Origin of the sequence: Stieleria maiorica (assembly GCF_008035925.1) — a bacterium.
Lineage (GTDB): Bacteria > Planctomycetota > Planctomycetia > Pirellulales > Pirellulaceae > Stieleria > Stieleria maiorica.
Genome location: NZ_CP036264.1, coordinates 3,719,545 through 3,744,935, shown reverse-complemented (window position 1 = coordinate 3,744,935; position 25,391 = coordinate 3,719,545). Strand labels below are relative to the sequence as shown.

The window sequence follows — 25,391 nt, the reverse complement described above, 5'->3', positions numbered from 1 at the left end:
GCCCCATTAAATACCCAGACCCGGGCATGTAAAACACGCCCGGGTAACTGGGATCTTCTGGCCCAGGCAAGAGCCGAGAAGGTTCAATCATTCACGACGATGTCGTCACACCACGGTTTCAAGCGGTTTCGAAACCGTTGTAGGCAGCCATGCCGTGTTCACTGATGTCCAATCCGAGGGTTTCCTCTTCCAGGCTGACTCGAACACCGAGCGTGACCTTCAGGATTCCGAAGACGATCGCGGAGAACGCGAACGCGAAACCGCCGATGGCCAAGGTGCCGATCAGTTGGGTGACGAAGCTGTGGCTGGCGTCCATCGAGAAGATGCCGACGGCGACGGTGCCCCAGATGCCGCACACGCCGTGAACCGAAATTGCCCCGACCGGATCGTCGATCTTGATCTTGTCGAATCCGAGGATCGCGACGACGACCAACAGACCTGCGATCGCACCAATCACGATCGACGATTCCTCACCGACGGTGTCCGCTCCGGCCGTGATGCCGACCAGACCGGCCAGGATCCCGTTGAGTGCCATCGACACGTCAGGTTTCTTCAACAGCACGTACGATCCGACGATCGACGAAATCGCACCGGCTGCAGCTGCAAGGCTGGTGGTCACAAACACGTAGGAGACTGCTTTGGGATCCGCCGAAAGGGCCGATCCGCCGTTGAATCCGAACCAACCCAACCACAGCAGGAACACGCCGATGACGGCCAACGGCATGCTGTGACCGACGATCGGCTTGATGCCGCTTTCGGTGTACTTGCCGGTACGCGGGCCGAGCAGCAGAACACAGGCCAGAGCCGCGAAACCGCCGAACGCGTGCACGATGCTGGAACCGGCGAAGTCATAGAATCCCATTTGATCCAACCAGCCGCCGCCCCACTTCCAGCTGCCGATGATCGGATAGGCGAAACCGACCAAAAGGGTCGAGAACAGCATGAACGTCGGCAGCTTGACGCGTTCGGCAACGGCACCGGAGACGATCGTCGCGGCGGTCGCAGCGAACATCGCTTGGAAGATGAAGTCACCCCACCAGGTGTACCCGGCGTTGTAGTCGGCCGTCGTCATCGACACGTCGTTCAGCGACGCGCCGAACCAACTGCCCATCGCGAAGTAGCCGTTGAAGTCGCCGGGGTACATCGCGTTGAAGCCCCACATCGCGTACAGCAAGATACCCGTGCAGACGATCCAGACATTCTTGAAGATGATGTTGACGGCGTTCTTTTTCTGCGTCAGACCCGCTTCCAGGGTCGTGAACCCGAGGTGCATGATGAACACCAGGGCGGCGGAAATGCAGATCCACAAGTTGTTGACCGCAAACACGGCGTAGCCGTCCGATGCGACGTACTCTTCGGACGAATAGGCGCTTTCCGCGACCGCCTCTTCGGCTTGGGCCATCACCTCGGGGGTGAAGACCGCTCCTAGACACAATGCCCCCGCAAAAACCAAACCTGTGAGCAGTGGTGCTCGCAATAACTTAGACATTCGATTCCAAACCTTCTCGAAATTGGGAAATAGGTTGAGTGGTCCCGGATACGCCGGGACGCACACTCGATCGGCCAGCAACCAAGCCGCCGGAAACTCCTACCTGGGCCATCTATCACGATGCTCAAGAGTCGAAAGCGGGCTTAATGGTGTGGCATCCACATCGGTGGCACTGAGTTGGCAAGTGCTGGGCCAATGACTCGTCAGATGCCCACCTTGGTGGCGCAACGTGTTTCTGGGTAACGATTTAAAAACCCAAGAAAAAAATACAGATTGGCTCAACTTGGACAGTGCCTCCTGAACGTGCTTAGTCGCTAAGCAGAAATCCCGGAATTGCTAGTTTTGTGAGCAGGCGTGTTTTCGCCTTCCGGCGGCGTGCAACTCGACGGCCAGTCTGTGGATCGCCGTTGGCCAATTGATCTCGGTTTTCATGTGGACCTTGGGCGATGCCCAAGGCATACGGGTGTGAACGGCCCATGGCCGAACGATCCCGAGGCCGCCCCAGGGTCTGTCCCCGATCGCCCCGGGACGGCCGCCCCGGGGTCTGTCCCCGATCGTCCGGGGTCTGTCCCCGGCGGGATGGCAGGGTGGGCGGAGTGGGTGGAATTTCGAAGGTAGGTGGTCTTGGGGTCTGCCCCGGTGGTCTGTCCCCGATCGCCTGGGGTCTGTCCCCGGTGCTCTGGGGTCTGTCCCCGGTGGGATGGCAGGGGTGGGCAAAGTGAGTGGAATTTCGAAGGTAGGAAGATTGGCTAGATGCAATGGATGGTGTGATTCGTCATTTTCTTACCCCGAAATCTTCTTACCCGATCTCCGCAGCGGGCTACTGGAACAGCGGCCGCGGTGGTCTGGGGTCTGTCCCCGGTGGTCTGCCGCGGCGGTCTGGGGTCTGTCCCCGGTGGGTTGGCAGGGTGGGCGAAGTGAGTGGAATTTCGAAGGTAGGAAGATTGGCTAGATGGAATGGATGGTGTGATTCGTCATTTTCTTACCCCCCAAATCTTCTTACCCGATCTCCGCAGCGGGCTACTGGAACAGCGGCCGCTGGCGAACCGGCGGATGTCCGCTGTGCCTCCATGCCCGACCGTCACATGTTCGTCCGTGGTCGATCGCGGAATCGGATTGGTCGAGATTGGTTGATGCAGGCCCGGCGATTTCGCGCATCTCAGGCGAAGCGTATAATGCCGCGGCTTGGAACCCGCAGCTTCTTCTTATCTCCCCCCCTCCCTTTCCACTCGTCAAAACGCATGATCGGATCACTCGGTTTCTTTTTCATTGGATCGGCGTTGTATGGCGAGGTCGGTTCCCACGTGACGGGCGCCGAATCGGGTGGCAGCGGCCGGACGTTGCTGTTTCTTGCGATCGCGGTCTTTCTGATCGTGTTGAACGGCTTTTTCGTGGCCGCCGAATTCGCGCTTGTCAAAGTGCGTGTGTCGCGGATCGACCAGCTCGCTCGTGAGGGAAAGCTGTTTGCCGGGACGGCGCGCTGGCTGGCCGAGCGGTTGGACGAATCGCTGTCGGCCTGCCAACTGGGCATCACGATGGCCTCGCTGGCACTCGGCTGGGTCGGCGAACCGGCGTTTTCGAAGCTGGTCGAACCGATGCTGGGATGGGTGGGGGTGACCGATGAAGCGGTGATCAAGGTGATCGGATTCGCGATCGCGTTTTCGGTGATCACCGGGTTGCACCTGGTTGCCGGCGAACAATTCCCCAAGATCTTTGCGATCCGCCGTCCCGAACAGGTTCTGTTGTGGTGCGCGATCCCGCTGAAATTCTTCTACGCGGTGCTATATCCGTTTTTGACGATTCTGAATGTCGTCACCACGTTTCTCTTGACGTTGGTGGGCATTCGGGGAGCGTCGGATCACGAATCGGTCAGCACGGAGGAGGAGATCCGCGCGCTGCTGACCGAAGCGCATGTTCACGGCAACCTGACCCGCAGTGAACACCGGCTGATTAACAACGTGTTTGAGTTCGACGATTTGATCGTCCGGCGGGTGATGTTGCCTCGCGGGGACGTTGTCTTTTTCGACGTCAACGAACCGATTTCCAAGCTCCGTGAACTGGTGCGGACCACGATGCACACACGCTACCCGGTGTGTGATCGGTCGCTGGACAAGGTGTTGGGGGTGGTGCACATCAAGGACCTGTTGACCGTCCCCGAAACAGACGCCCAGTTCGATGTCAGAAGCATCATTCGCCCTCCCAAGAAGGTCCATGAGACGATGCCGATCAGCAAGGTGCTGCGGCACTTCCAAGCCACGCATCAATTGCTGGCGTTTGTGATCGACGAATATGGCACGATCACGGGAATCGTCACCCTGGAAAACGTGTTGGAGCGGATCGTCGGTGAAGTGGACGACGAATTCGACAACGCCGATCCAAACATCGTACCCGAGGGAAGGGACCAGTTCCTCGTCAACGGCACGACGTCAATCGATGAGGTGCGACGTCGGCTGGCAATCCCGCTGAACGAGTCCGACGAGGCCGACACGATCAGCGGCATGTTGATGGACTATCACCAAAAGATTCTCACTCAGGGTGACCGTATCGAGTTGGAAGGGGCTGTCGCGGAGGTTCTGGAGATGAAGAACGATAGCGCCACGAAAGTTCGGTTTCGACTGAATCCGCCGCAGTAGCAGGGGTGAACTGCCAATCGTCACGCCGACCGAACCGGCCCTGCCGAAGAACGCATCCGAAGCTGCGATCGAACCCGGTAGCGGACGGTGGCAATCGGATGACCGCCGGTAGAAAAATATTTTCCAGTGGCGTGCACCACGATGGGATCACGCTGAGATTTCTCGGGCCGGCCCCCAGCGTCGCCGCCGGTCATCCGTTGACGGATGCTTACCCAAGCGTTCGCAGAGTCGAGCGATCCTCACGCGGGTCGGCATTCTGGCATGGCGTATGCGTGCACAACGGTCGGACCTGTCGGCGGTGACGAAACCGCACATCGGTCGGTTGATTTAGCCCGCACGCGCAAGTCAGGGACACCAAGCCCCCTGGCTCACGTTTCGCGCCTGGCATGATCACGTCTCGGGGGAAAAGCGGAATGGTCGATCAGATTTGGACATCGGAGCGTGGCGATGGTCCGTTGGTGGCAACGGCCGTCCACGACGGGCACGCGTTGCGTGACGATGTGATGTCACACATCAAGCTGGACGATCTCGGCCGGCTACGAGAAGAAGACCCGTTCACCGGTGTTTGGACGAACTGTGTTCCCACGCGTGTGATCGGTTTGCGGTCACGGTTCGAAGTCGACTTGAATCGTCCTCGTGAGAAAGCGGTTTACCGAACCCCCGAGGACGCCTGGGGACTGACGGTTTGGAAAGACAATCCGGCCGACGAGATGTTCGCCAAATCGCTGAGCGAGTACGACGCGTTCTACCATGCGATGCACGAACTGTTGACCCGGATCGTGATCGAACAGGGCCACTTCGTGCTGTACGACTTACACACCTACAACCATCGACGTGCCGGGCCGGACGGCGAGGTTGCCGACCCCGAAGCCAATCCCCAGGTCAACATCGGCACCGGAACGATGGACCGACATCGATGGGGCCATGTGGTGGATGCGCTGATCGGTGCACTGCGAGAATTTGACTTTCCCGGCGGACGGCTGGACGTCCGGGAGAACGTCAAGTTTCGTGGCGGGAACTGGCCGCGATGGATTCATGAGACGTTTCCGACGACCGGCGTCGCGATCGCCATCGAGTTCAAAAAGTTCTTCATGGACGAGTGGACCGGTCAGCCGGACCCATCCGCCGTCGATGCCATTTCGCGTGCCCTTCAATTCTCGGTGCCGTTTGTCATGGACGCCTTAAACCGTCCTCAGCTGATTTAAAACGATGTCCACGACCACCCCCGGAATGAGAAAGATGGACGAAGCCGGCGCGAGCGATTTGCCCCGCTCCTTGATCCAGGCCGTCCGAGATCGATTGTCGCGAAACGTGCGTGTCCGCCGGACGCTACCGCACAAGGGCCGCGTGCACATCGATCGGCAAGTCCCGTTCTTGTGTGTGTACCGCCAACCGCCCGAGGACGAGGACCCCGGAACCGAGCAATTGGTGCGTGGTGAAGCGTCGTATCTGATCGGTTCGGGTGGAGCGGAATTCCATGGCGGTCTTACCGAACTGGTCGGGACGGTCGTCGAAACGTTGTCGGCAGAATTTGGTGCGTTCCTGATTGTCGAGCTCTGGTCGGCGCCCGATGGCGGCAAAGCCAACGATCCTGCAGTTCCTACGGTGTTGCCCAGCTTCACGATCCGCGCCCCCGGCACGGCCAAATTGGACAACACGGTCGAAGCGTTTCGAAAGCGTTTGCAGAAAACCAAGGTGCTCAAACAGGGTGTCGAAGTTCACGTCCAGCGAGGCGTCAACGGCTATCCGCCGGACATGAAACCTCTGATCGATGCCGCACGCGCTCGGGCGGCGAATTGTTGGCAGATCGGATTGGTGGTTCCACCGGTGTTTCGAAAAGCCGGCTCCGCGATCAAGTTCCCCTTGCTGATGGGGCAATTGCGCCGGAGTCTGAGCGTCTCGCTTCGGCACGCTTATTATCAGTTCGCTTGTGACCGTACGACACACAGCCCGCCCCACTTTCACACACTAGGGCGAAAAGCGGTTGTCAAAGCGGTCTGGGACATCGACCGTCAACTGGCCGAGGTCAGCAACCAGTTCGACTACCTGGTCCAACTGACACCGGTCAATCCGACCAGCGCCTGGAAGGAGTTTGAAGCCGGACACTGCGAGCATCCTCCCGAATTCCATTATCGTCCACTGCCGGTCGATCCGGCGTTGCTGAAACGCCAGTTGTACAAGATTCCGATCGAACGCGTCGAAGACCCCACGTTGCAGCGTCTGTTCGAGGAAAAACAGGAGGAGCTGGAACTGAAGCTGACGATGCTCCGGGACCGTGACACGCCACGATTCAAACATCTGAGTGTGGCGTTGTTCGGCGGCGTCAGCGACAGCGTGCTGGGCGTCGCGAAGGAATTGTTGACGACGTTGCCGTCGAAGAATCCGGCGGGAAAGCCGCAGATGTTTTCCGCCAAACGATTCGCCCAATGTGTCCAGCGAGAGATCGACCATTACCGCGGCAGTTGTCCGGAGTTCAAGGCAAGGGTCGTCATCTCCGACGAAGCGAGCGGGTTGATCGTTTCTCGCGGCAAACTGATGGTGAATACCGATCTATCGCTCGCCGAAGATCGTGTGGCGGCATTGTTGGCCCATGAAGTCGGGACGCACCTGGTGACCTATTACAACGGCCGATTGCAGCCGTTTCAACAACTCTATTCGGGTTTGGCCGGCTATGAAGAATTGCAAGAGGGGCTGGCGGTGTTGTCGGAGTATCTGGTCGGTGGACTGACCGTTTCGCGGATGCGGCAGTTGGGGGCCCGCGTGGTCGCGGTGCGTCAGATGGCCGAAGGCGCATCGTTTGTCGAGAACTATCGTTCGATTCACGGTGAATTCGGCTTGAGCAAACGGGCGGCGTACAACGTCGTGATGCGGGTCTACCGTGGTGGCGGTTTGACGAAGGATTGCGTTTATCTGCGCGGATTGGTTGCGATCTTAAAATACGTGCAGAAAGGAGGCGACTTGGATCCACTCTTGGTCGGCAAAATGGCGGTCAAGCACATTCCGATTATCAAAGAACTGCAATACCGCGGTGTACTCAGCAAGGCGCCGATCACGCCGCGTTACATGGAGGATCCGGTGGCCGTCGCCCGTTTGGCCGGATTGCGGGGCAGCACTTGCTCGGTCGTCGATCTGGTCAAGCAACTCCAGACGAACGAACACAAGACGAACGGCGGTGCGTGATGCGAATGGGAATCGTCGTCAATTTCACCCACGCGGTGCTCGAGTCGCTGGGAGGAAAAGTTGACTACATGCGTTTCTACCGGCGCAACTTTAGCAACGTGGAACTGGCCACACATTAATGCTGTTTCCTATTCTCCAGACCCAAAGGCGGATCGATGAAGATTGGATTTGTTGTCAACGACGTTTTGACCGAGGAGGCGGGTTATTCGACGACGCGTCTGGGCTGTGAAGCGGTCAATCAGGGGCACGAAGTCTATGTCATCGGGGTCGGCGATTTCGCCTACGATCCGGACGAATCGATCCGCGCTCGGGCCCGCAGCGTGCCGCAGAAAAAGTACGGGAACCACGAAGCGTACCTGAAGGACCTGCAGGGTCAAAAGTCGGTCAAGTCAAGGATCACGGTCGACGATCTGGACGTGCTGATGCTCCGTAACGTGCCGTCGGATGATTACTTGAAACGGCCCTGGGCATCCTCGTCGGCCGCCGAATTCGGACGCGTCGCGATGCGTCACGGCGTGATCGTGGTGAACGACCCCAACGGTTTGGCCAAGGCATCGACCAAGATGTATTTTCAGTTGTTCCCCGAGGAGGTGAGGCCACGAACGCTGATCACGCGAGACCGCGACGAGATCAAAGACTTTGCCAAAGCAGAGGGCCGCTGCGTGCTCAAACCGCTGCAGGGTTCCGGCGGGGCCAGCGTGTTCCTGGTCACCGAAAGCGACATTCCGAACCTGAATCAGATGATCGACGCGGTCAGCCGCGACGGCTTTGTGATCGCCCAAGAGTATTTGCCTGCCGCGGCCGACGGCGACACGCGGCTGTTCATCATGAACGGGCGACCGTTGCAGGTGAAGGGCAAATACGCCGCGTTCCGCCGCGTCCGAAGCGGCGGCGACATGCGCAGCAACATCCACGCAGGCGGAAAACTAGCGGCCGCGGAAATCGGGGAGGTGGAACTGAAAATTGCGGAGATCGTGCGTCCGAAACTGGTCCAGGACGGCATGTTTCTGGTCGGTTTGGATATCGTCGGCGACAAGCTGATGGAGATCAATGTGTTCAGCCCCGGTGGTCTGGGGAGTGCCCAGAAGTTTACCAAGATCAACTTCAACCGCTACGTGATCGCCGCGCTCGAACGCAAAGCGAACTACATGCAATATTACGGGCGGAACTTCGACAACGTTGATCTGTGTACGCTGTGATGTTGCGATCTGAAGCTCCCGAACGTGAGGAAGTGATTAGCGATTCGGTCATCGAACGTGTTTGTCAACGTTTGGCCGAAGACAAACGCGTACGGCAGCCGTTGCCCGGCGGTGGCATGCTGCAGATGGATCGCCTGTTGCCGTTTCTGTGCGTCTATCGCCGTAACCCTCGGCGGCGCGATGAAGGAACCGCGCGGCTGGTGATGTCCGAGGCGTCATTCTTGTGTGCCCCGGGGACCGCGACGGAGCGCAAAGGATTAAAACGGCTCGTCCGTCGAGTGGCTGAAACAGCGATCGAGCGTCTGGGCGCGTTTCTGATCCTGGAAATCTGGTCCGGTGAAGATCACGCGGAGTACGACGCGTCGACCGGCGAGGTCGAATTGCCGCGACCGGCGTTTCGATTGTTGACACGGCGGCCACATCGCCCCGAAGGCACGGTGGCGACGTTGCAGTTTTCGTTGCAGCAGATCAGTCTGCACCGGAAAAAGGCGGCCGTGGAAGTCAACATGCACGCGGAAAACCACCCGCCCGGAATGTCGTCGTTGATGTCCGAGGAAGTGGAAACCAAAATCGGATGTCACATCTTGGGGATGGAGGTCCGGCCGGTCTATCGCGATCCGGAATCGGGCGACGTTTACGATCGCGTTGCAAGGTCGTTTATTCGCGATGTTTCCCATTCACTGAAAAAAGGGTTCTTTGCGTTCGCGCTCAATCGAACCGAGGTGCGACCGCAGCACTACTTCTCGCTCGGTGACAGTCGTCTGTCCAAGCAGGTCTTGGTGATCGATCGCCAGTTGTCCGATTTGAGCGGGCAATTCAAGTTTCTGTTGCTGGTCACACCGATCAACGCGGAGCGGGCTTGGGAAAAATATTCTGAATCCGGGTTTCGCAAGACGCCCGTGTTTCAGTACCGGCCGCTGGACGTCGATCCGTTGCTATTGAAACGACGGTTGATGAAGATCGCGACCGAACGCGTGCCCGATCCGACGATGGCCTATGTGCTCCGGCAGACGCAATACGAACTGGATCGGCAGATTTCGATGTTGGCAGACATCGGAACGCGTCGTTTCTTGCCGGGCAGTTTGCAAGTGTTCCAGGGAGTGAAGCCCAAGCTTCGCGAATTGGCGTTCGCAGTCCTGCAAGCCCTACCCGATCGCAACGGAGCATCGCAAGCTCCGTCGATGCTGGACGCCCCCGCCTTCGCCGAACGGGCGAAAGCGGAAATCGAATCATATCGGGCTCTCTCGCCCGCGTTCCAGGCGAAAGTCAGTCTGCGTGACGACCTGTTTTCGGGATTGATGGTGTCAGGGTCTGAGTTGCTGATCGGCCGAGAAACTCGTATCGCCGAGCGTCGTGCCGATGCGTTGTTGCAACACGAAGTCGGCACGCATTTGGTCACCTATTTCAACGCCGCAAGCCAACCGCTGCGGTTGCTGCAGATCGGATTGTCCGGCTACGACGCGTTGCAAGAGGGGCTGGCCGTGCTGGCGGAATACCTGGTCGGCGGCTTGGGGGAAGCACGAATGCGAACATTGGCGGCGCGGGTGATTGCGGTCGACCAGTTGATCGGCGGAGAGAGCTTTGTGAGCGTGTTTGAACAACTGGTCGACGGGTTCGGATTTGAGCCACGGACCGCGTACACGATCACGATGCGTGTGTTCCGGGGCGGCGGATTAACGAAGGATGCGCTGTATCTGCAAGGACTGGTCGATATCCTGGATTACTTGGGCAGCGGTGGCGAGGTCGAGCCATTGTTGATCGGCAAGATCGCCGTCGAACACGTCCCGATCGTTCGTGAGTTGTTGTTTCGAGGCATCTTACGCGAGCCGTCACTTCGGCCGCGGTACCTCGACCGCGCCGAGGCACAGCTTCGATTAAAGCAGATCACTCCTCGCACAACGATTCTTGATCTCATCAATAAAGAAAGGGGAACATGATGCGCATCGGCTTTCTGGTCAACGACGTCGCGACCGAAGAGGGGAAGTTCACGACCAGCCGTCTAGGACATACGGCGGTCAATTGCGGACACGAAGTCTGGGTCATGGGAGTGGGGGATTTAGCCTATGACCCGGACGGGATGATCCGTGCCCGCGCCCGATCGGTTCCCAAGGCCAAGTACGGCACTTCCGATAGCTACACCACCGTTTTGCAGGGCAAGAAGGCCATCCGCAGTCGAATCACGGTCGATGAGTTGGACGTGTTGATGCTCAGGAACGTTCCCTCCGATGACTATTTGTCTCGGCCTTGGGCCGCGACCACGGCCAGTGAGTTTGCAAGAACGGCGATGCGGCACGGGGTGATCGTGCTCAGCGATCCGACCGGTTTATCCCAAGCATCCAGCAAGATGTACTTTCAGTTGTTTCCCGAAGAGGTTCGTCCGAAAACGCTGATCACCCGCGACCGCGACGACATCAAACATTTTGCCCACGAACAGGGCAAGATCGTCATCAAACCGTTGCAAGGGTCCGGCGGGGCGAGCGTCTTTTTGGTGCGTCCGGAAGACATCCCCAACCTGAATCAAATGATCGACGCGGTCAGCCGAGACGGGTTCGTCATCGCCCAGGAATTCTTGCCCGCCGCCGAACAGGGTGACATGCGGTTGTTTGTGATGAACGGCCGCCCGCTGAGTGTGAAACGCAAGTATGCGGCGTTTCGGCGTGTCCGCAGCGGCGGCGACATGCGCAGCAACATCCACGCCGGTGGGACCAAAGCGGCCGCGGAAATCGATCAAACCGCACTCCGGATTGCCGAGATCGTGCGCCCCAAGTTGGTCCAGGACGGCATGTTCCTGGTCGGGTTGGACATCGTCGGTGACAAACTGATGGAAATCAACGTGTTCAGCCCCGGCGGGCTGGGCAGCGCCCAGCAATTCGAAAAGGTCAACTTTTCGGCGCATGTGATTGAGGCGATCGAGCGCAAAGTGCAATACATGCAGTACTACGGCAGAAACTTCGACAACGTCGAGATGTGCACGCTGTAGAAGAAGTTGATTCTATGAACACGGCATTTGGCAACCGGCTTTAGCACTTTCCCTTTGGGAGAAGTTCTTTAGGCAAAGTGGTTCGTGATACGCTGAACCAAAGCAGACCAAATGGGACGAACAGCAGCGTTACTTCGGCGGCCAAAGGGAACCTTTTCTGTTTGTGAGGCGCCGCGTGAGATTTAACCGCCCCGCTAATCTTCCTCGATCAGCGCCTCGGGAGTCTTCCATGGAGTCCCGAGGATGAGTCCGCCCGGACGCGCGTAGATGTCAACCTCGAAATCGTAGACCGGCGTAAACTGAGTACGGAAGTCCGAAAGGCCACACTGGAAGAAGTCAATGGGCAGCTCATCGCCAATACGCCAGTCAAGGACCCAGTGGTGGTGTTCTTGCTTCTGACCGAATGGGCTTCCCGAGGCCATCTTCAAGACGGAGGGAAGAAAGCCGCTTGACGGATGCTTTTTCCACTTGATCTCGGTTTCGCCGAAATGGTGAGGCCTGCTCGTGTCTTTACTTTTGAACGTGACTTTTACAGGGAGGTAGTCGTATGCTTTGCCCTGGACTAACTCAATTTCAAAATCGTGAACTCCGGATTTCCACCGCCATTTGCTTCTCACATCTCCCTGGGTCACCTTCGCTGCTTCGAGCAGTTCTGATTTTTGCAGGTAAGTCCTTTCGATCCAGCCGTATTGGTCATCCCCGTTCCCGACAAACATCGGGTGAATGATCAGCGTGTCGAAAATGGAAATCCGGACGCCGGTGAGACGCTGTTTCTCCATGAAATCATTGATGGACTGGTTTGCCTCACGCACCTTGTATGGTCGTCGCGAAGCCGAGCCATAACGTCCCATCGCTTCATCCTTGCATTTGTAGAACTCCACCCAGTACTGATGTTCATACGCTCGGCTGGTGGATTCTGGCCCCATCACCTTGCAATGGGAAAGATACTCGAGCCCTCGATTGCTGTCGGCGGCAAGGAACTTGTAGATTCTGTTGATCTGTAGAGGCGGCCTTGCGACAGACGCATCGTAGACGATTTGGCTTTCTCCTTGGATCATCAAGGAGTACCTTTTCAGCGTGCTGTCGCGTAACAGGGCAAGATCAGCGAGTCCCTGTAATGCGATTTCCTTCGCAGTGCTGGGCGCTTTGCGGTCGTCGGCGAGGCTTGGTGTAGAGACAAGAAAGTAGATGAAGCACAGCGTGCTTGAACGGAGAGACATGGGAGTCCTCATTTTTGATTCTGCTCACGGTGACTGCACTCTACGCGATTGGTCTCAACGCCACTGATTGTCACCTCGCCAGTGCAAGCAGGCGTTCGAATCGGTCGCGTGTTTTTGTTTCGTCGGGGGGCAGGTGCAGATCGTACAATCATTCGGATTGCCTAGCTGGACAGCGCCACTTTGCACAAGAAACATCGTAAATCGCCGGTCAAACGTAGCTACCTTCGCCAGAAGGTGGGGCACCGGAGATTTCCACGCTCTGGCGAGCGTAGCAACGTCAAAGCGGCGATGTCCAGCTAGCCATTCGTGGGTGATTCGGCGGTGGCGATCTTCTTGCAAGGGACGACGTGATGGATTGTCCCATGGCCGGTCACTGCGATCAACCAACTGCTCGCTCCCCCGCTGCGGGCAATCCGCTGCGATTCTCGCTAGAATGGAAATCACATCCTTCCGCTCCTTCGGTTCTGGGACCGATGTGCCCGAGGCGAGGTCATCGTGGCAAAGAACATTCTTGTATTCGAAATCGACGAGCGTCCGCTGGGGGTTTCCGCCGATTTGGTGGTCGAAGTCGTCCGTGCGGTGACGCCACTTTCCTTGCCCCGAGTGCCAGAAACCGTGATGGGGATCATCAATCTGCGCGGCGAGGTTGTTCCGGTTCTGGATACGCGAAAGTGTCTGCGGCTCCCCGCGATGCCGGTCCGCCACACGGATCATTTGGTGATCATCCGCGACGACGGGTTGCGCTACGCGTTGCACGCCGATCGCGCGGTCGATCTGGCGACGCTGCAGTCCGAGGCATCCGATGACGGGGACGAGTCCGCCACACCGACCGGACAGCTCGTCAAGACCACGCTGGGCTTTGTCCAACTGCTCACTCCGTCAGACCTGTTGGATGCCGAAGACCGCAGCGCGTTGGCATCCATCGTGTCGTCGTCGCCGACAAGTGAGAAGCAGGGCTGATGGACGCGGCGGAAAATGATCCCGAGTTTCGAAACCTGTTGAAATGGTTGACGAAGCACACCGGGATCAAATTCCGCGAGGATCAACTCCGTTACACGATGGCCACCTTGCAGCAGCTGATGAAGCGTGCCGGGGTGGGCCGGTACGCGGAGTTTCGATTGACCTTGGCCAAACGTCCACCCTTGCTGTCCGACTGTATCGATCAACTGACGGTCGGGGAAACCTATTTCTTTCGCGAGCCACAGCATTTCGAGTTCATCCGCCACACGGTGCTTCCCGAGTTGCGATTGCGTCGTGGTCCGCTCGAACCGATTCGGGCGTGGTCGGCCGGATGTGCGTCGGGTGAGGAGGCGTATTCGTTGGCGATCGTGTTCACGCAGGAACATGTTTCATCGGCCTCGACCATCTTGGCCACCGATCTATCCAACACGGCGCTGGAGAAGGCTCGCCGGGCCGAGTTCCGCCCCTGGTCGTTTCGCGGCGAAGCATCCGATGTGGTTCGATCATTCGCAAGCGTCTCGGGAGATCGCTACACGTTGAACGAACGCATCAAACGACGTGTTCGGTTTCATCGTTTGAATCTGGCTGTCAACACATATCCGTCGCCTGCCAGCGGAACCTGCGACATGGATCTGATCCTCTGTCGCAATGTGTTGATTTATTTCGGGTCTGAGACCGTCGGCGAGATCAGTCGGCGGTTGTATCAGTGCTTGGCGCCGGGCGGATGGCTGATCACGGCTTCGGGCGATCCACAGCTTGCCGGGCACGCCGAATTTGAAGTGGTGTCCAGCGATCTGGGCGTCTTCTATCGTCGTCGCTTGGAGGTGCCACGCCAGTCGAGTCAGCCCGCCGGAGACACATTCCGCGTTCAACGGCCGGGTGACGCAACGACCGGCGAGTCGAATGTCACGAGCAACCGTCCCGAAACTGCGTCGCAGCAAAAAGCGTTGGCAGTCACATCGACACCGTCGCGTTCCAGGGGAGTGTTTGCAAAACGCGCGCCCGGCGAGGTCACTCCGACAACGCCGGCCGGGAAGATCGCCGCGGCGGTGGCGGCCTTGGACGCCGGTGACTTTGCGCGGGCCGATAGGCTGACGGAGGATCTGGTCGATCATTCCGAAGCCTGCCTGGTGAGGATCAAGGCGGTCGCCGCGATCGACCCGCGTCGCGCCACGGAGATTTGCCGAATGGCGACCGTGCGTCATCCGTTGGTCGAGGAACTGCACTACTTGTACGGCGTCTTGCTTTCCGATGCGGACCAGCCGCTGATGGCCCTGGAATCGATTCGAAAGGCGATTTTTCTGAATCGATCTTCGGTGATGAGTCATTTTCTGTTTGCGTCGATCCAGCTGCGGCGAGGACAATATGATTCAGCACGCAAACACTTCCGTCGGGTCTGTGAATTGTGCGCCCTGGGCGATGCCGATGACGTTTTGCCCCTGTCCAATGGTGAAACCGTCTCCGAGATCGCCGTGGCCGCCCAGTCACAACTCTCCCGCATCGAGTTGAGGCGAGATTCATGATGATGAATGACGGATCGCGCAAGGAACCATTCGACTGGGCCGGGATCAAGGCGCGTCTGTCCCGCGCCCAGGAGTCGCTCCGCAGTGCCGAAAGTTTGAACGAAGCGCAGATTAAGGCGCTGATGGCCGAGCGGTCACGACAGCTGGCGCGGATTCCCGATCGAGCGATCGACACGAGCGAGTTGATCGAGGTCGTTCGGTTTCGGCTCGGTAGCGAAGAAGCGGCGATCGAAACGCGGTTCGTGTTGGCGCTGATGCAACCGCAGTCGATCACGCCGATTCCCGATACCGACGATTTTTTCTTGGGGCTGACCAATCTGCGTGGCGAGATCACTGCCATCATCGATCTCGGTTCTTTCCTGGGTTTGTCGGGAGAAACCCGGCGCGACGCACAGGTGTTGGTTCTGGGAACCGCAAAACCCGAGTGTGCGATTTTGGTCGACGAATTGGAGCACGTGACCACGATCCGAAAGCAGGATATCCGCCAACCCAGTGGCGGATTGGGCAGCGTCGTGGACCTGCTGGTCGGGTGCACCGCCGACGCGATCATGATCTTCGATGGCGATGCGTTGCTGCGCTGCGACCGGATTTATATCGACCAGAACGACCAACCATAGATGCAACATCCAGCTTCGACCTGAAGGCCACCGCATGAACCTGTCCGAGCGAATCCAATCGATTTCATTAAGGTGGCAGTTCACTGCGTTAACGGCCGTCGCGATCGTCATCTCGATGGCCGCGATGGGACGCATCGCGTTTGATCGCAGCCGAGACGTGGTGACCGACATGACGCTGGACAAGATGCAGGCGGAAACCGATGCGATCGCCAATCAGATCATGAGCGTGGTGGCCCAAACCCGGGCCGACACGCTGACGATTCCTACGTTTCCACCGATCCCTGGAATCGTGCGTTGTTGGGACAACACGCTCAATCCCGGTCAGGACCCCGTTCAGCAAGGATCGACGACGGAGCTTTGGATCGCCCGTCTGGGCCAGATCGTGTCGGCGCAAATGCCGTTTTATCCCGAACGGATTCGCTGTGCGGTGTACGATGCCGAGGGCGAAGGCGTCATGGTCGTCGAGGAACAGGGGGCATCTACGGTGCTGCGAACCGAAGACCTCGGGTCGATCGGTACCGAGCCACACTTTCTATCGGCGGCCGAATTGACCGAGGGACAGGTTCACATTTCACCCATGATGCAGGATCGAATGGGCAACGTCGCGGTCTATTTCTGCACCCCGTTTTTCGGCAGCGGCACCGGACGCGATTCCCAGACACTCAAGGGCGTGTTTGTCATTACGGTCGATGGCCGCGAATTGCTCCAGCGTGCCGTCGCGTTCAACCCGTCGATCAGCCACTTGGATCGCCAGAACGACGACCTGCAGGTGGAGGTTTCCGATCAATCGATGCAGTTTCTGTATCGGAGCGACATCGACGAATTGCCGTTGTTCAGCCCGAATGTTTTCGCCGACCTGCGACCTGTACGTGCCGAGCTTCTCCTGCGCCGCGACGCCGCGGGACGCTATGATCGTCAGCTTGACACCTACGCCGAATCCGTCGACGCGGCCGATCGACCGGACAACCGCGGGATGGTTGCCACGCATCGACGGATGTTTTACAGCGCCCCGGAAGACACAAACCGGTTTTGGTTTGTCGCGCTCAGCGAGTACAGCGATACCTCGCTGGCTCGCGTCAACGATTTGGCGACGACCTACTTGTTGATCGGAACGGTCGTTTCTGTCATCGCCTTGCTGGTGGTTTTCTTTGTCGCCTGGAAACTGACCGCGTCTCTTTCAACCCTTTTGGATTCCGCGGACAAAATCGCCGAAGGGAACCTGGACACGGAGATTCCGATGTCGCACGGGATCGGAGAAGCGGGCAAGTTGGAAGCATCGTTTCGCTCGATGACCGAAAAACTGAACACGATGATCCGTGAAGCGTCCGATCAGCAGGCACGAACCAAAGCACTCTTCAACGCGGCGGCCGATGGTTTGGTGACGATCAATTCCGCAGGCGTCGTCACCTCGTTCAACTTGGCCGCGGAAACCTTGTTCGGGTATCGCGCCGACGAAGTGATCGGAAATAACGTCTCGATGCTGACCCCCTCGCCCCACCGTGAGCAGCACGACGGCTACCTGCGTCGCTATCTGGAGACCGGTGAAGCTCGCATCATCGGTCACGATCGCGAACTCGAGGCGGTTCGCAAAGACGGATCGACGTTTTCCATTTCACTCCGCGTTTCCGAGCTAAAACGCAACGGTGAGATCGTTTTTATCGGTCTGGTCCAGGACATCACCGCTCGGAAACGTGCCGAAGTCGAGCGGATGCAGTTGTTCCAAGCCATTCAAGACGCGGTGCATCGCCTGGCCGTGGCGACCCAGCAAATCCTTGCCACGACCAGCCAGCAATCCACCGGCACCCAGGAACAGGCGGCAACGGTGGCCGAAGTGGTCGCGACAGCCGATCAGATCGCACAGTCTGCGGCCCAGGCGGCATTGCGGGCCGATGAGGTCGCTAAATCGGCACGCCACACCGACGAAATCGGAAACGTCGGGCTCCGCGCGATCGAGGATTCCGTCCAGGCGATGGACAAGGTACAGCATCAGGTCGAATCGATCGCCGACAGCATGTTGTCGTTGGCCGAACGCGCCAATGCGATCGGCGAAATCACGGCGACGGTCAGTGAAATCGCCGAACAAACCAACGTGCTGGCCCTGAACGCTTCGGTCGAAGCGTCGCGCGCCGGCGAACATGGCAAGGGATTCGCCGTCGTCGCCGCCGAGGTCAAATCGTTGGCCCAGGAATCCAAACGCGCGACCGCCCAGGTGCGTGTCATCCTGAGCGAAATCCAACAAGCGACCAATGCCGCGGTCATGTCCACCGAACAGGGGACCAGGACCGTTCACGAGGCGAACGAGATCATCGCCCAGGCGGGCGGAACCATCAACTCTCTGGCGACGACATTGGCCGAGTCCGCGCAAACGGCATCACAGATCTCCGCGACCGCCAACCAACAAGCCGCCGCCGTCACGCAATTAAACCACGGCATTCGCAACATCGATACCGTCACCAAACAAAGTGTCGAAGCGATCCGTCACATCGAAAACGCCGCTCAAAACCTGGCCGGGTTGAGCAACGAGCTGGCATCGTTAACCGACCGCTAACCCCCATGTGAATCTGGTGCGATGAATCGTGACCAACTCGTTCAGCAACTGATGGCGACCTTTTTGGACGAACTGCATGTGCACGTCAACACGCTCGGCCGCGACCTGTTGGCGCTGGAAAACAATCTCTCCGAAGACGAACGGGCGGAAGCATGGACCTCAATCTTTCGCGCCGCCCACAGTCTCAAGGGCGCCTCGGCCGTGGTCCACATCGATCCGATCAACACCGCCTGCCACCGCCTGGAAGACATCTTCGAGCACTATCGCAATTCCGACCAGACGCTGTCCCCCGAAATGACATCGATCTTGTTGAAGGCCGTCGATGCGATCGAAGAAATCGGCATGCGGATTCGCGCCGAACAGGAACTCGACGATGCACCGTTGATCGCGATGTTACCGCAATTGGACCGTCTGGCCGAACAGGTTGCCGCCGGAGACACGCCGAGCGTTGCAGCCGACCAACCCGGTGACGCCCAGGAAGCCGGTGCCGAAACGAGTCGTCCCGAAACGAGCCGCAGTGAAGATGAGGATCTAGACGAAGACGACTTTGATTTTGACGAAAGTCCCGCCGTCGCTGACGCCGCGATGACGCAGCCGCCCCCTGACTCCAAGCCCAAGATGCCGCCGATCAACCAGGCGCTGCTTCCGGTCTTCTTGGAAGAGTTGGAGGACCGCTGTGCCAGTCTGACGCGAGATACGATTGCGATAGAAAACGTCACCGATGACCAACAGCGCGAGACCTTGCTTGCGAACCTGTTTCGTTCCGCACACAGTCTGAAGGGTGCCGCGGGGGTCGTCAAACTCGGTCCGATCCAGGCCCTTTGTCATCGGCTGGAAGACGAACTGGAATCGATCCGCGGCGGAACGTGCCCGTTCACGACGCAGACGGCCACCGCCATGCTTGAAGCCGTTGACGTGATTCGTGACACGGGGAATCAGCTGCGCGACGGCGTTCCGTTGGACTTGGAGGAGATGGAATCCAGGACCTCCAAGATCGACGCGCTGCTTTCCGGGGCCTCGTCCTCGGACGCGTCGTCCGGGAGTTCCGCCGCGGATTCCGCGCAGATGCGGCCATCTGCAAAGCCACCGGGCGATCCGCCAAAGGACGCTCCGCCACCGGAGGTTAAGACCAAAAGCGATCCCGTTTCGACACGTGAGTCCGCCCCGTCCGCGGCGGAGCATGCCGGAGGGCGCAAACCGCAACCGAAAGGCGGACGGGAAACTCCGGTCGCTAACCGAGTGAACTCCGATCCGGGGGCTTCGATCCGCGTTCCGGCTCAGAAACTCGACGCATTGCTTTCGCACAGCGGCGAGTTGCTGGTCGCCCGCGGCCGGTTAGCGTTTCGCGCCAAGGACGCCGCGGCGGTTCGAGATCTGGCGTCCGAACTGCGAGGAACCTGGCGCGAGAACGAACAGGCGATGCGTGATTTGGGGCAGCGTGTCTCGGACGAGCGCGACGTCGCCAACCCGCGTCGGATCGCGGCGGTAATCGAGCAAACCGCCAGCCGCTTGACCGCCCTGACGTCACGGCTCGATGCGTTGGCAAGCGCGATGGAGTCCGACAACCGGATGCTCCAACAAACCTGTGGGTTGCTCGATGATGAAGTGTACAACGTGCGGATGTTGCCGTTCTCGGATGCCTGTGGCGGATTGCAACGGGCCGTGCGTGATATCGCGACCGGTGGAAACAAAAAGATCGAACTGAAAATCGTCGGCGCGGAGGTTGAAGTCGACCGATCGGTATTGGAGGGTTTGAAGGACCCGTTGCTGCATCTGGTGCGTAACTCGGCCGACCACGGCGTCGAGGTCCCCAGCCGCCGCAAGGAGCTGGGGAAACCGGAGCGGGCGACGATTACCGTTTCAGCCGAGTTGCGCGGCGGGCTGGTCCAAGTGCGAGTGGAGGACGATGGCGGCGGGCTGGATTTGCAGCGAATCTGCGACATCGCGCGAAAGCGAGACATTGAGATCCCAGACGACCCCCGCGAACAAGCGCGGTTGATTTTTGCGCCCGGTTTTTCGACAGCGAAACTGATCACCGACATCTCCGGCCGTGGTGTCGGTTTGGACGTGGTCCAAAGTCAGGTGGAATCGCTGCACGGTTCGGTCGACGTGACGTTCACGCCGGGACGGGGAACCCGATTCACGCTAAACGTGCCGCTGACCCTGACGACGATCCGATCGATGATGGTTGTGGTCGCCGACCAGACATATGCCATTCCCACCTCCGCGATTCAGCGTTTAGTTCGATTCGGCCGCGACGACCTGAAATCTTCCGCGGGACGGGATTCGTTGCTGCTGGGCGAGGCGCCGATGGTGGTCGCTTCGTTGGCCCAGACGTTGCGATTGCCATCCAAGGGGCTGTTGTCGGGCAAATCGGCCAAGGGGATGGCGATCGTGTTGAACGTGGGGGACCAATCGGTGGCTGTCGTCGTGGACGAAGTGCTGGCCGAGCAGGAAGTGTTGGTCAAAAACCTTGGTTCACGGGTGCGACGTCTGCGGCATTTTTCCGGCTGTACGCTACTTCCGACAGGCAAGATCGCGTTGGTGATCAATGCGGCAGGCGTGGTTCGAACGGCATTGGGGTTGAAGGTCGACAACGAGCCTGCGACACGATCGGCCCCCAAGTCGACCGGCCGTGCCGCGGCCGGGCCGGATACGGCCGGGCGGATGCTGTTGCTGGCCGAAGACTCGGTGACCACGCGTGTCCTGTTACGCAATATCCTGGAGTCGGCCGGTTATGAAGTCACGACGGCCGCCGATGGCCAACAGGCCTGGGAGCTGATCCAGGAGCGGTCGTTCGACATTCTTGTCACCGACATTGACATGCCCCGCATGAACGGCTTCGACTTGACCGCCGCACTGCGTAGTCGCGAGGCATCGGCAGATTTGCCCGTCGTGCTGGTCACCGCGCGAGGTTCCGATGCCGACAAACAGCGGGGCGTCCAAGTGGGTGCCAACGCGTATATCGAAAAAGGAAATTTCGAGCAGCGAAATCTGCTGGAAACCGTCGCCCAACTCATTTAGGAAACCGCAGAACATGCCGAGGGTCTTAATCGTCGACGACTCGCCGACGGCGCGCGATGTTCTGGCGAACATTCTGGGATCCGACCCGGACCTGGAGGTCGTCGGCTTTGCCCGCAACGGACTCGAAGCAGTCGCACAGGTCAAGAAACTGAAACCCGATGTCGTCACCATGGATTTGGACATGCCGGTGATGGACGGGTTCGCCGCGACCCGGGAAATCATGATCGAGCATCCCACCCCGATCGTGATTGTTTCCGCGGCCAGTCGCGCCGGTGAAGTGGAAACGGCGATGGAAACGTTGCGGCTGGGGGCGGTGAACCTGTTGCTCAAGCCGGTCGGGCCTTCGTCACCGGAATACGAGGCCCGCGCCAAAGAGGTCGTCCGAGCGGTCAAGGCGATGGCCGGCGTCTTTGTCATCCGTCGCCGTCGGCATCTGATGTCGCATCAGCCCGACCAGGTCAATGCGGTTTCACCCCCGGAATGCCTGAGTCAACCACACCGGATCCGCGTGATCGCGATCGCCGCGTCGACCGGTGGACCGCCCGCCCTGGTTAAGGTTCTGGGCGCCCTGCCGACCGACATCGCCGTCCCGATCCTGGTCGTCCAACATATTGCCGCCGGATTCATGAACGGGTTCGCAAGCTGGCTGGATGAAGTGATCGCGTTGAAGGTCAAAATTGCAACCGACAAGGAGACGTTGCGAGCGGCGACGGTCTATTTTGCCCCCCAAGACCTTCACCTGGGAGTCACGCGGACTCGCATCCGTCTTTCCGATGCGCCGCCGATCGCGGGATTTCGCCCCGCGGGGACCCATCTTTTCGAGTCGGTTGCCGATGCGTTCGGCTGCGACGCCGCCGGTGTGATTCTGACCGGGATGGGCGATGACGGTGTTCGGGGACTGATCAAGGTGCACGAGGCCGGCGGTGTGACCATCGCCCAGGATGAAGCATCCTGTGTCGTGTTCGGGATGCCGCGTGCTGCGGTCGAGGCCGGTGCCGTCGACACCGTGTTGCCGCTCGATGCGATCGGCCCACGACTGGACCAATTGGTCGCGAATCGAACATAGTCGACGAGACGGCGAGTCCCTTCGGATTGTCAACTGCGATGACTCCGCGCGTCATCAAAACGGATACAATGACAGAAAGAGGACTTTTAACGAACGCATGCGTTACGGCGAATGCCACCTGCTGATTTGCAACGTCGACCTTGGATGGAAATCGATGACGCCAGAGCATCGCAACGAGACGATTGACGAACTGTTCTCCGAAGCGATTCGGTTGGACCGCCAAGGCCAGATGGAGTTGCTGGAATCTTCCAATCTTCCCGACGACATCCGCCGCGAGATCGAGGCGTTGTTGGAAGCCGAGCGAGAGATGAAATCGGAGCAGCAGAGGGATCCGGACCAGACCAAAGGAATGGTTAGCGTCGATGCGGTCGGATCCGAAACGGGCGAGTTTTCGGTCTCAGAGCAATACCCGGCCGGCGTCACCATCACCGACAATCTCGAGACCCCTTCGGCCGGGACGACCGATTCGATCGAGTCTGCCGGACGGCCCAGTTCGATCGGAAAATTCCGCCTGCTGCAATTGCTCGGTGTCGGCGGTTATGGACAGGTCTGGAAGGCCTATGACACCGTTTTGGATCGCTTCGTCGCGCTAAAAATCCCTCGCGACGACGTCAGCTATCGGTTCAATCGCAAGATGGTCGAGCGGGAAGCGCGTGCGGCGGCCCAGTTTCAGCATCCGAACATCGTCACCATTCACGAGGTCATTTTTTATGGTGACCGCGCGCTGATTGCGAGCGAGTTGATCGAAGGGGTAACGCTTTCCAAGTCGATCGCCGCGTCGTCGCTTGCGATCAAGGAAACGGCGGAAATCTGTGCCAAGTTGGCAGACGCGATCCACTACGCACATTGCCGCGGCGTGATTCATCGTGACTTGAAACCGTCCAACATTTTGGTCGACCATTCGGGTGAACCCCATGTAACCGACTTTGGGCTGGCCAAGCGGGAACTGGCACACACGACACTTTCGGCCCAGGGAAATGTCCTGGGCACCCCCACGTACATGCCGCCCGAGCAGGCCCGCGGGGACTCGCACACCGCCGACTCTCGCAGCGACATCTATTCGCTCGGCGTGATCCTGTTTCAAATGTTGACGTCGGAGTTGCCGTTTCGCGGCGACCGCCAGGCGGTGATTCAAAAGGTCATTTATGTCGACCCACCGAGTCCCCGATCGTTGAAGCCGGACATTCCGCGTGACCTGGAAACGATCTGTCTGAAGTGTCTTCAAAAGTCTCCTTCGCGGCGTTACCAGACCGCCAAAGAGTTGGCGACCGACCTGGAGCTTTGGCTGCACAAGAAACCGATCCACGCCCGTCCGGTCACGCGGTTGGAACGGGGCATGCGTCTGTGCGCCCGCTATCCGCTCGTATCATCGATGGCGTTGGCGATCGTTTTATTGGTTTCGGTCAGTTTGATCACGATCACCAGCTTGTGGATTCGAGCCGATCGAAATGAAAAGGCGGCGCTCCGACACCTGGAACGCCGCACCGCAAACTTTGAAAAGACGATCCAGGCGGTGGAGGTCATGCTCAGTCGTGTGATCGAGCGAGAGGAGCCGGAGTTTGTCGGCATTCAACAAGACTTGCTGAATGAGGCCTTGCATCTTTATGAGCAACTGGTCGATACCAACGGCGATGACGCAGATAGCTTGATCGAAAATGCCCGAATCAAGACCCGGATGGGATACCTGTATGATGCACTGGAGCAACCGGCAGACGCATTGGATGCGTTTCGATCGTCTGCCGACCAGTTTGAAACCGCGTTGGCCGGCACGAAACAGGCCGCCACAAGCGAAGAGCTTGCCGAGTGTTATCGCAGTGAGGCACGGATGCTGCTGGAGATGTCGGCCGAGGGTCAAGCTGACTGGGACGCATTTGAAACCGCGATCGAGCGTGCGATTGAAATCGACGGTGCGGCGCTCCCCGTCGCCCCTGATCGCCGTTTTTCGCTGGTGAAGTCACACAATCTTTGTGCCCGGATGTGCGTGTCCCGCGGCGATTTCGAACGTGCCGAACAAGAGTATTTTCGCACGATCAAGCTGTTGGAGGACACGAAGCCCGACGTCTCCGAACCCGGCGTGGACACGTTGTCGTTGATTTGGAATCGACACCAACTGGCTGACATGTATTGCCGGCAAGGCAAATTGGATCAATCCAGGCAGATCCATGAGGAATTGTTGCAGCAGCGGCTTCAATTGCAACGTGTGCATCCCGACGGTTACCGGTTTCACCCTTCCACGGTGGTGCATTACCCGTCGCCCAAACAAACGTTTTCCATCCGACGTGACTTGGCGGCGAGCCACCGAACGCTGGGACAGATTTGTGAGGCGGAAAACGACGATGTTGGCGCCGAAGTTCATTTTCGTGCGGCCGTGGAGCTCATTGATGACGTCGTCAAAGACTACCCCCATCGCCGCAGTCATCGAGACGTCAAGGGCGGGTTGCACACGCGGTACTCGCAAATCCTGATGCGGTTGGGAAAACGGCAGGAGGCGCTTGACCACTGTGAAATCGGGTTGCAAAGTTGGTCCCAGGCCGCTGCGGATGCGCCCAGCGAAAGTCGGCTGAAAGTGTTTGCGTCCCACCACGCGACGGCCGGTTCGCTGGCCCAGCAGATTAAGAACCATGAAGCGGCGATGCTGCACTTCGTGGCTGCACTACGGTTCTACAGTCAACTGATCGATCTGGTCCCCGAGGACCCTACGATGGCCTTGGCTTCCATCCGAATCTCGCTGGACTTGGCAGAGTTGCGCCGCCAAAGTGGTGATGAAGGTGCCGCGTCGGAATTGGTCCGGCAAGCCGTCCAGTGGACCGAATCGATGAAGCAAATCGATCAACCCGATCAGACGCGACTCCGCGCGATCGAGTCCGCCGAGCGGCTGCTTCGAAAACACGCGGCCGATCAGATCTAGCTGGCGGCAGCACACGATCCGTTGTCGATTTTTGACGATCTGGA

15 protein-coding genes are annotated in these 25,391 nt (G+C 58.9%); 13 read left to right on the top strand and 2 right to left on the bottom strand.

Translation table 11 applies throughout. From position 1 onward, the window contains the following. Positions 1-118: 118 nt before the first annotated feature. Positions 119-1,489, bottom strand: a complete 1,371-nt coding sequence (locus tag Mal15_RS12895; RefSeq protein ID WP_147868142.1) for an ammonium transporter — start codon at positions 1,487-1,489, stop codon at positions 119-121. 1,241 nt (positions 1,490-2,730) lie between these two features. Between Mal15_RS12895 and Mal15_RS12890 the strand changes: the two genes are divergently transcribed. From Mal15_RS12890 to Mal15_RS12865, 6 genes are all read left to right on the top strand, one after another. Then, complete coding sequence (locus Mal15_RS12890) at positions 2,731-4,122, top strand: hemolysin family protein (protein WP_167546771.1); 1,392 nt, start codon at positions 2,731-2,733, stop codon at positions 4,120-4,122. Between the two features lie 413 nt (positions 4,123-4,535). Beyond that, positions 4,536-5,327 (top strand): N-formylglutamate amidohydrolase, encoded by a 792-nt coding sequence (locus Mal15_RS12885; protein ID WP_147868140.1) that lies wholly within the window; start codon positions 4,536-4,538, stop codon positions 5,325-5,327. A 4-nt stretch (positions 5,328-5,331) separates the two neighbouring features. Beyond that, complete coding sequence (locus Mal15_RS12880; RefSeq protein ID WP_147868139.1) at positions 5,332-7,302, top strand: flavohemoglobin expression-modulating QEGLA motif protein; 1,971 nt, start codon at positions 5,332-5,334, stop codon at positions 7,300-7,302. 155 nt (positions 7,303-7,457) lie between these two features. After that, a complete protein-coding gene (locus Mal15_RS12875; RefSeq protein ID WP_147868138.1) occupies positions 7,458-8,501 on the top strand; it encodes a glutathione synthetase in 1,044 nt (347 codons plus the stop codon). Next, the gene (locus tag Mal15_RS12870; protein ID WP_147868137.1) at positions 8,501-10,438 is read left to right on the top strand and encodes a flavohemoglobin expression-modulating QEGLA motif protein; all 1,938 of its coding nucleotides are present in this window, start codon (positions 8,501-8,503) and stop codon (positions 10,436-10,438) included. Before Mal15_RS12875 ends, Mal15_RS12870 begins: the two co-directional genes overlap by 1 nt. Then, positions 10,435-11,481, top strand: coding sequence for a glutathione synthetase (locus tag Mal15_RS12865; protein WP_233903427.1), 1,047 nt, complete (start codon positions 10,435-10,437; stop codon positions 11,479-11,481). The genes Mal15_RS12870 and Mal15_RS12865 overlap by 4 nt, the downstream gene beginning before the upstream one ends. A gap of 194 nt (positions 11,482-11,675) precedes the next feature. Here Mal15_RS12865 and Mal15_RS12860 read toward each other — a convergent pair whose 3' ends face one another. Then, on the bottom strand, positions 11,676-12,701 hold the full coding sequence (locus Mal15_RS12860; protein WP_147868136.1) for a hypothetical protein: 1,026 nt from the start codon (positions 12,699-12,701) through the stop codon (positions 11,676-11,678). A gap of 495 nt (positions 12,702-13,196) precedes the next feature. Here Mal15_RS12860 and Mal15_RS12855 point away from each other — a divergent pair, with 495 nt between their 5' ends. The 7 genes from Mal15_RS12855 (at position 13,197) to Mal15_RS12825 (ending at position 25,347) form a co-directional block, all read left to right on the top strand. Continuing rightward, a complete protein-coding gene (locus Mal15_RS12855) occupies positions 13,197-13,661 on the top strand; it encodes a chemotaxis protein CheW (protein ID WP_167546770.1) in 465 nt (154 codons plus the stop codon). Continuing rightward, positions 13,661-15,184, top strand: a complete 1,524-nt coding sequence (locus Mal15_RS12850; protein ID WP_147868134.1) for a CheR family methyltransferase — start codon at positions 13,661-13,663, stop codon at positions 15,182-15,184. Before Mal15_RS12855 ends, Mal15_RS12850 begins: the two co-directional genes overlap by 1 nt. Beyond that, positions 15,181-15,801, top strand: a complete 621-nt coding sequence (locus tag Mal15_RS12845) for a chemotaxis protein CheW (RefSeq protein ID WP_147868133.1) — start codon at positions 15,181-15,183, stop codon at positions 15,799-15,801. The genes Mal15_RS12850 and Mal15_RS12845 overlap by 4 nt, the downstream gene beginning before the upstream one ends. A gap of 34 nt (positions 15,802-15,835) precedes the next feature. Further along, positions 15,836-18,349, top strand: a complete 2,514-nt coding sequence (locus tag Mal15_RS12840) for a methyl-accepting chemotaxis protein (protein ID WP_167546769.1) — start codon at positions 15,836-15,838, stop codon at positions 18,347-18,349. A gap of 21 nt (positions 18,350-18,370) precedes the next feature. Then, complete coding sequence (locus tag Mal15_RS12835) at positions 18,371-21,373, top strand: hybrid sensor histidine kinase/response regulator (RefSeq protein ID WP_147868131.1); 3,003 nt, start codon at positions 18,371-18,373, stop codon at positions 21,371-21,373. 13 nt (positions 21,374-21,386) lie between these two features. Then, complete coding sequence (gene cheB, locus Mal15_RS12830) at positions 21,387-22,439, top strand: chemotaxis-specific protein-glutamate methyltransferase CheB (RefSeq protein ID WP_147868130.1); 1,053 nt, start codon at positions 21,387-21,389, stop codon at positions 22,437-22,439. A 154-nt stretch (positions 22,440-22,593) separates the two neighbouring features. Next, positions 22,594-25,347, top strand: coding sequence for a serine/threonine-protein kinase (locus tag Mal15_RS12825; protein ID WP_233903426.1), 2,754 nt, complete (start codon positions 22,594-22,596; stop codon positions 25,345-25,347). Positions 25,348-25,391: the final 44 nt, after the last annotated feature.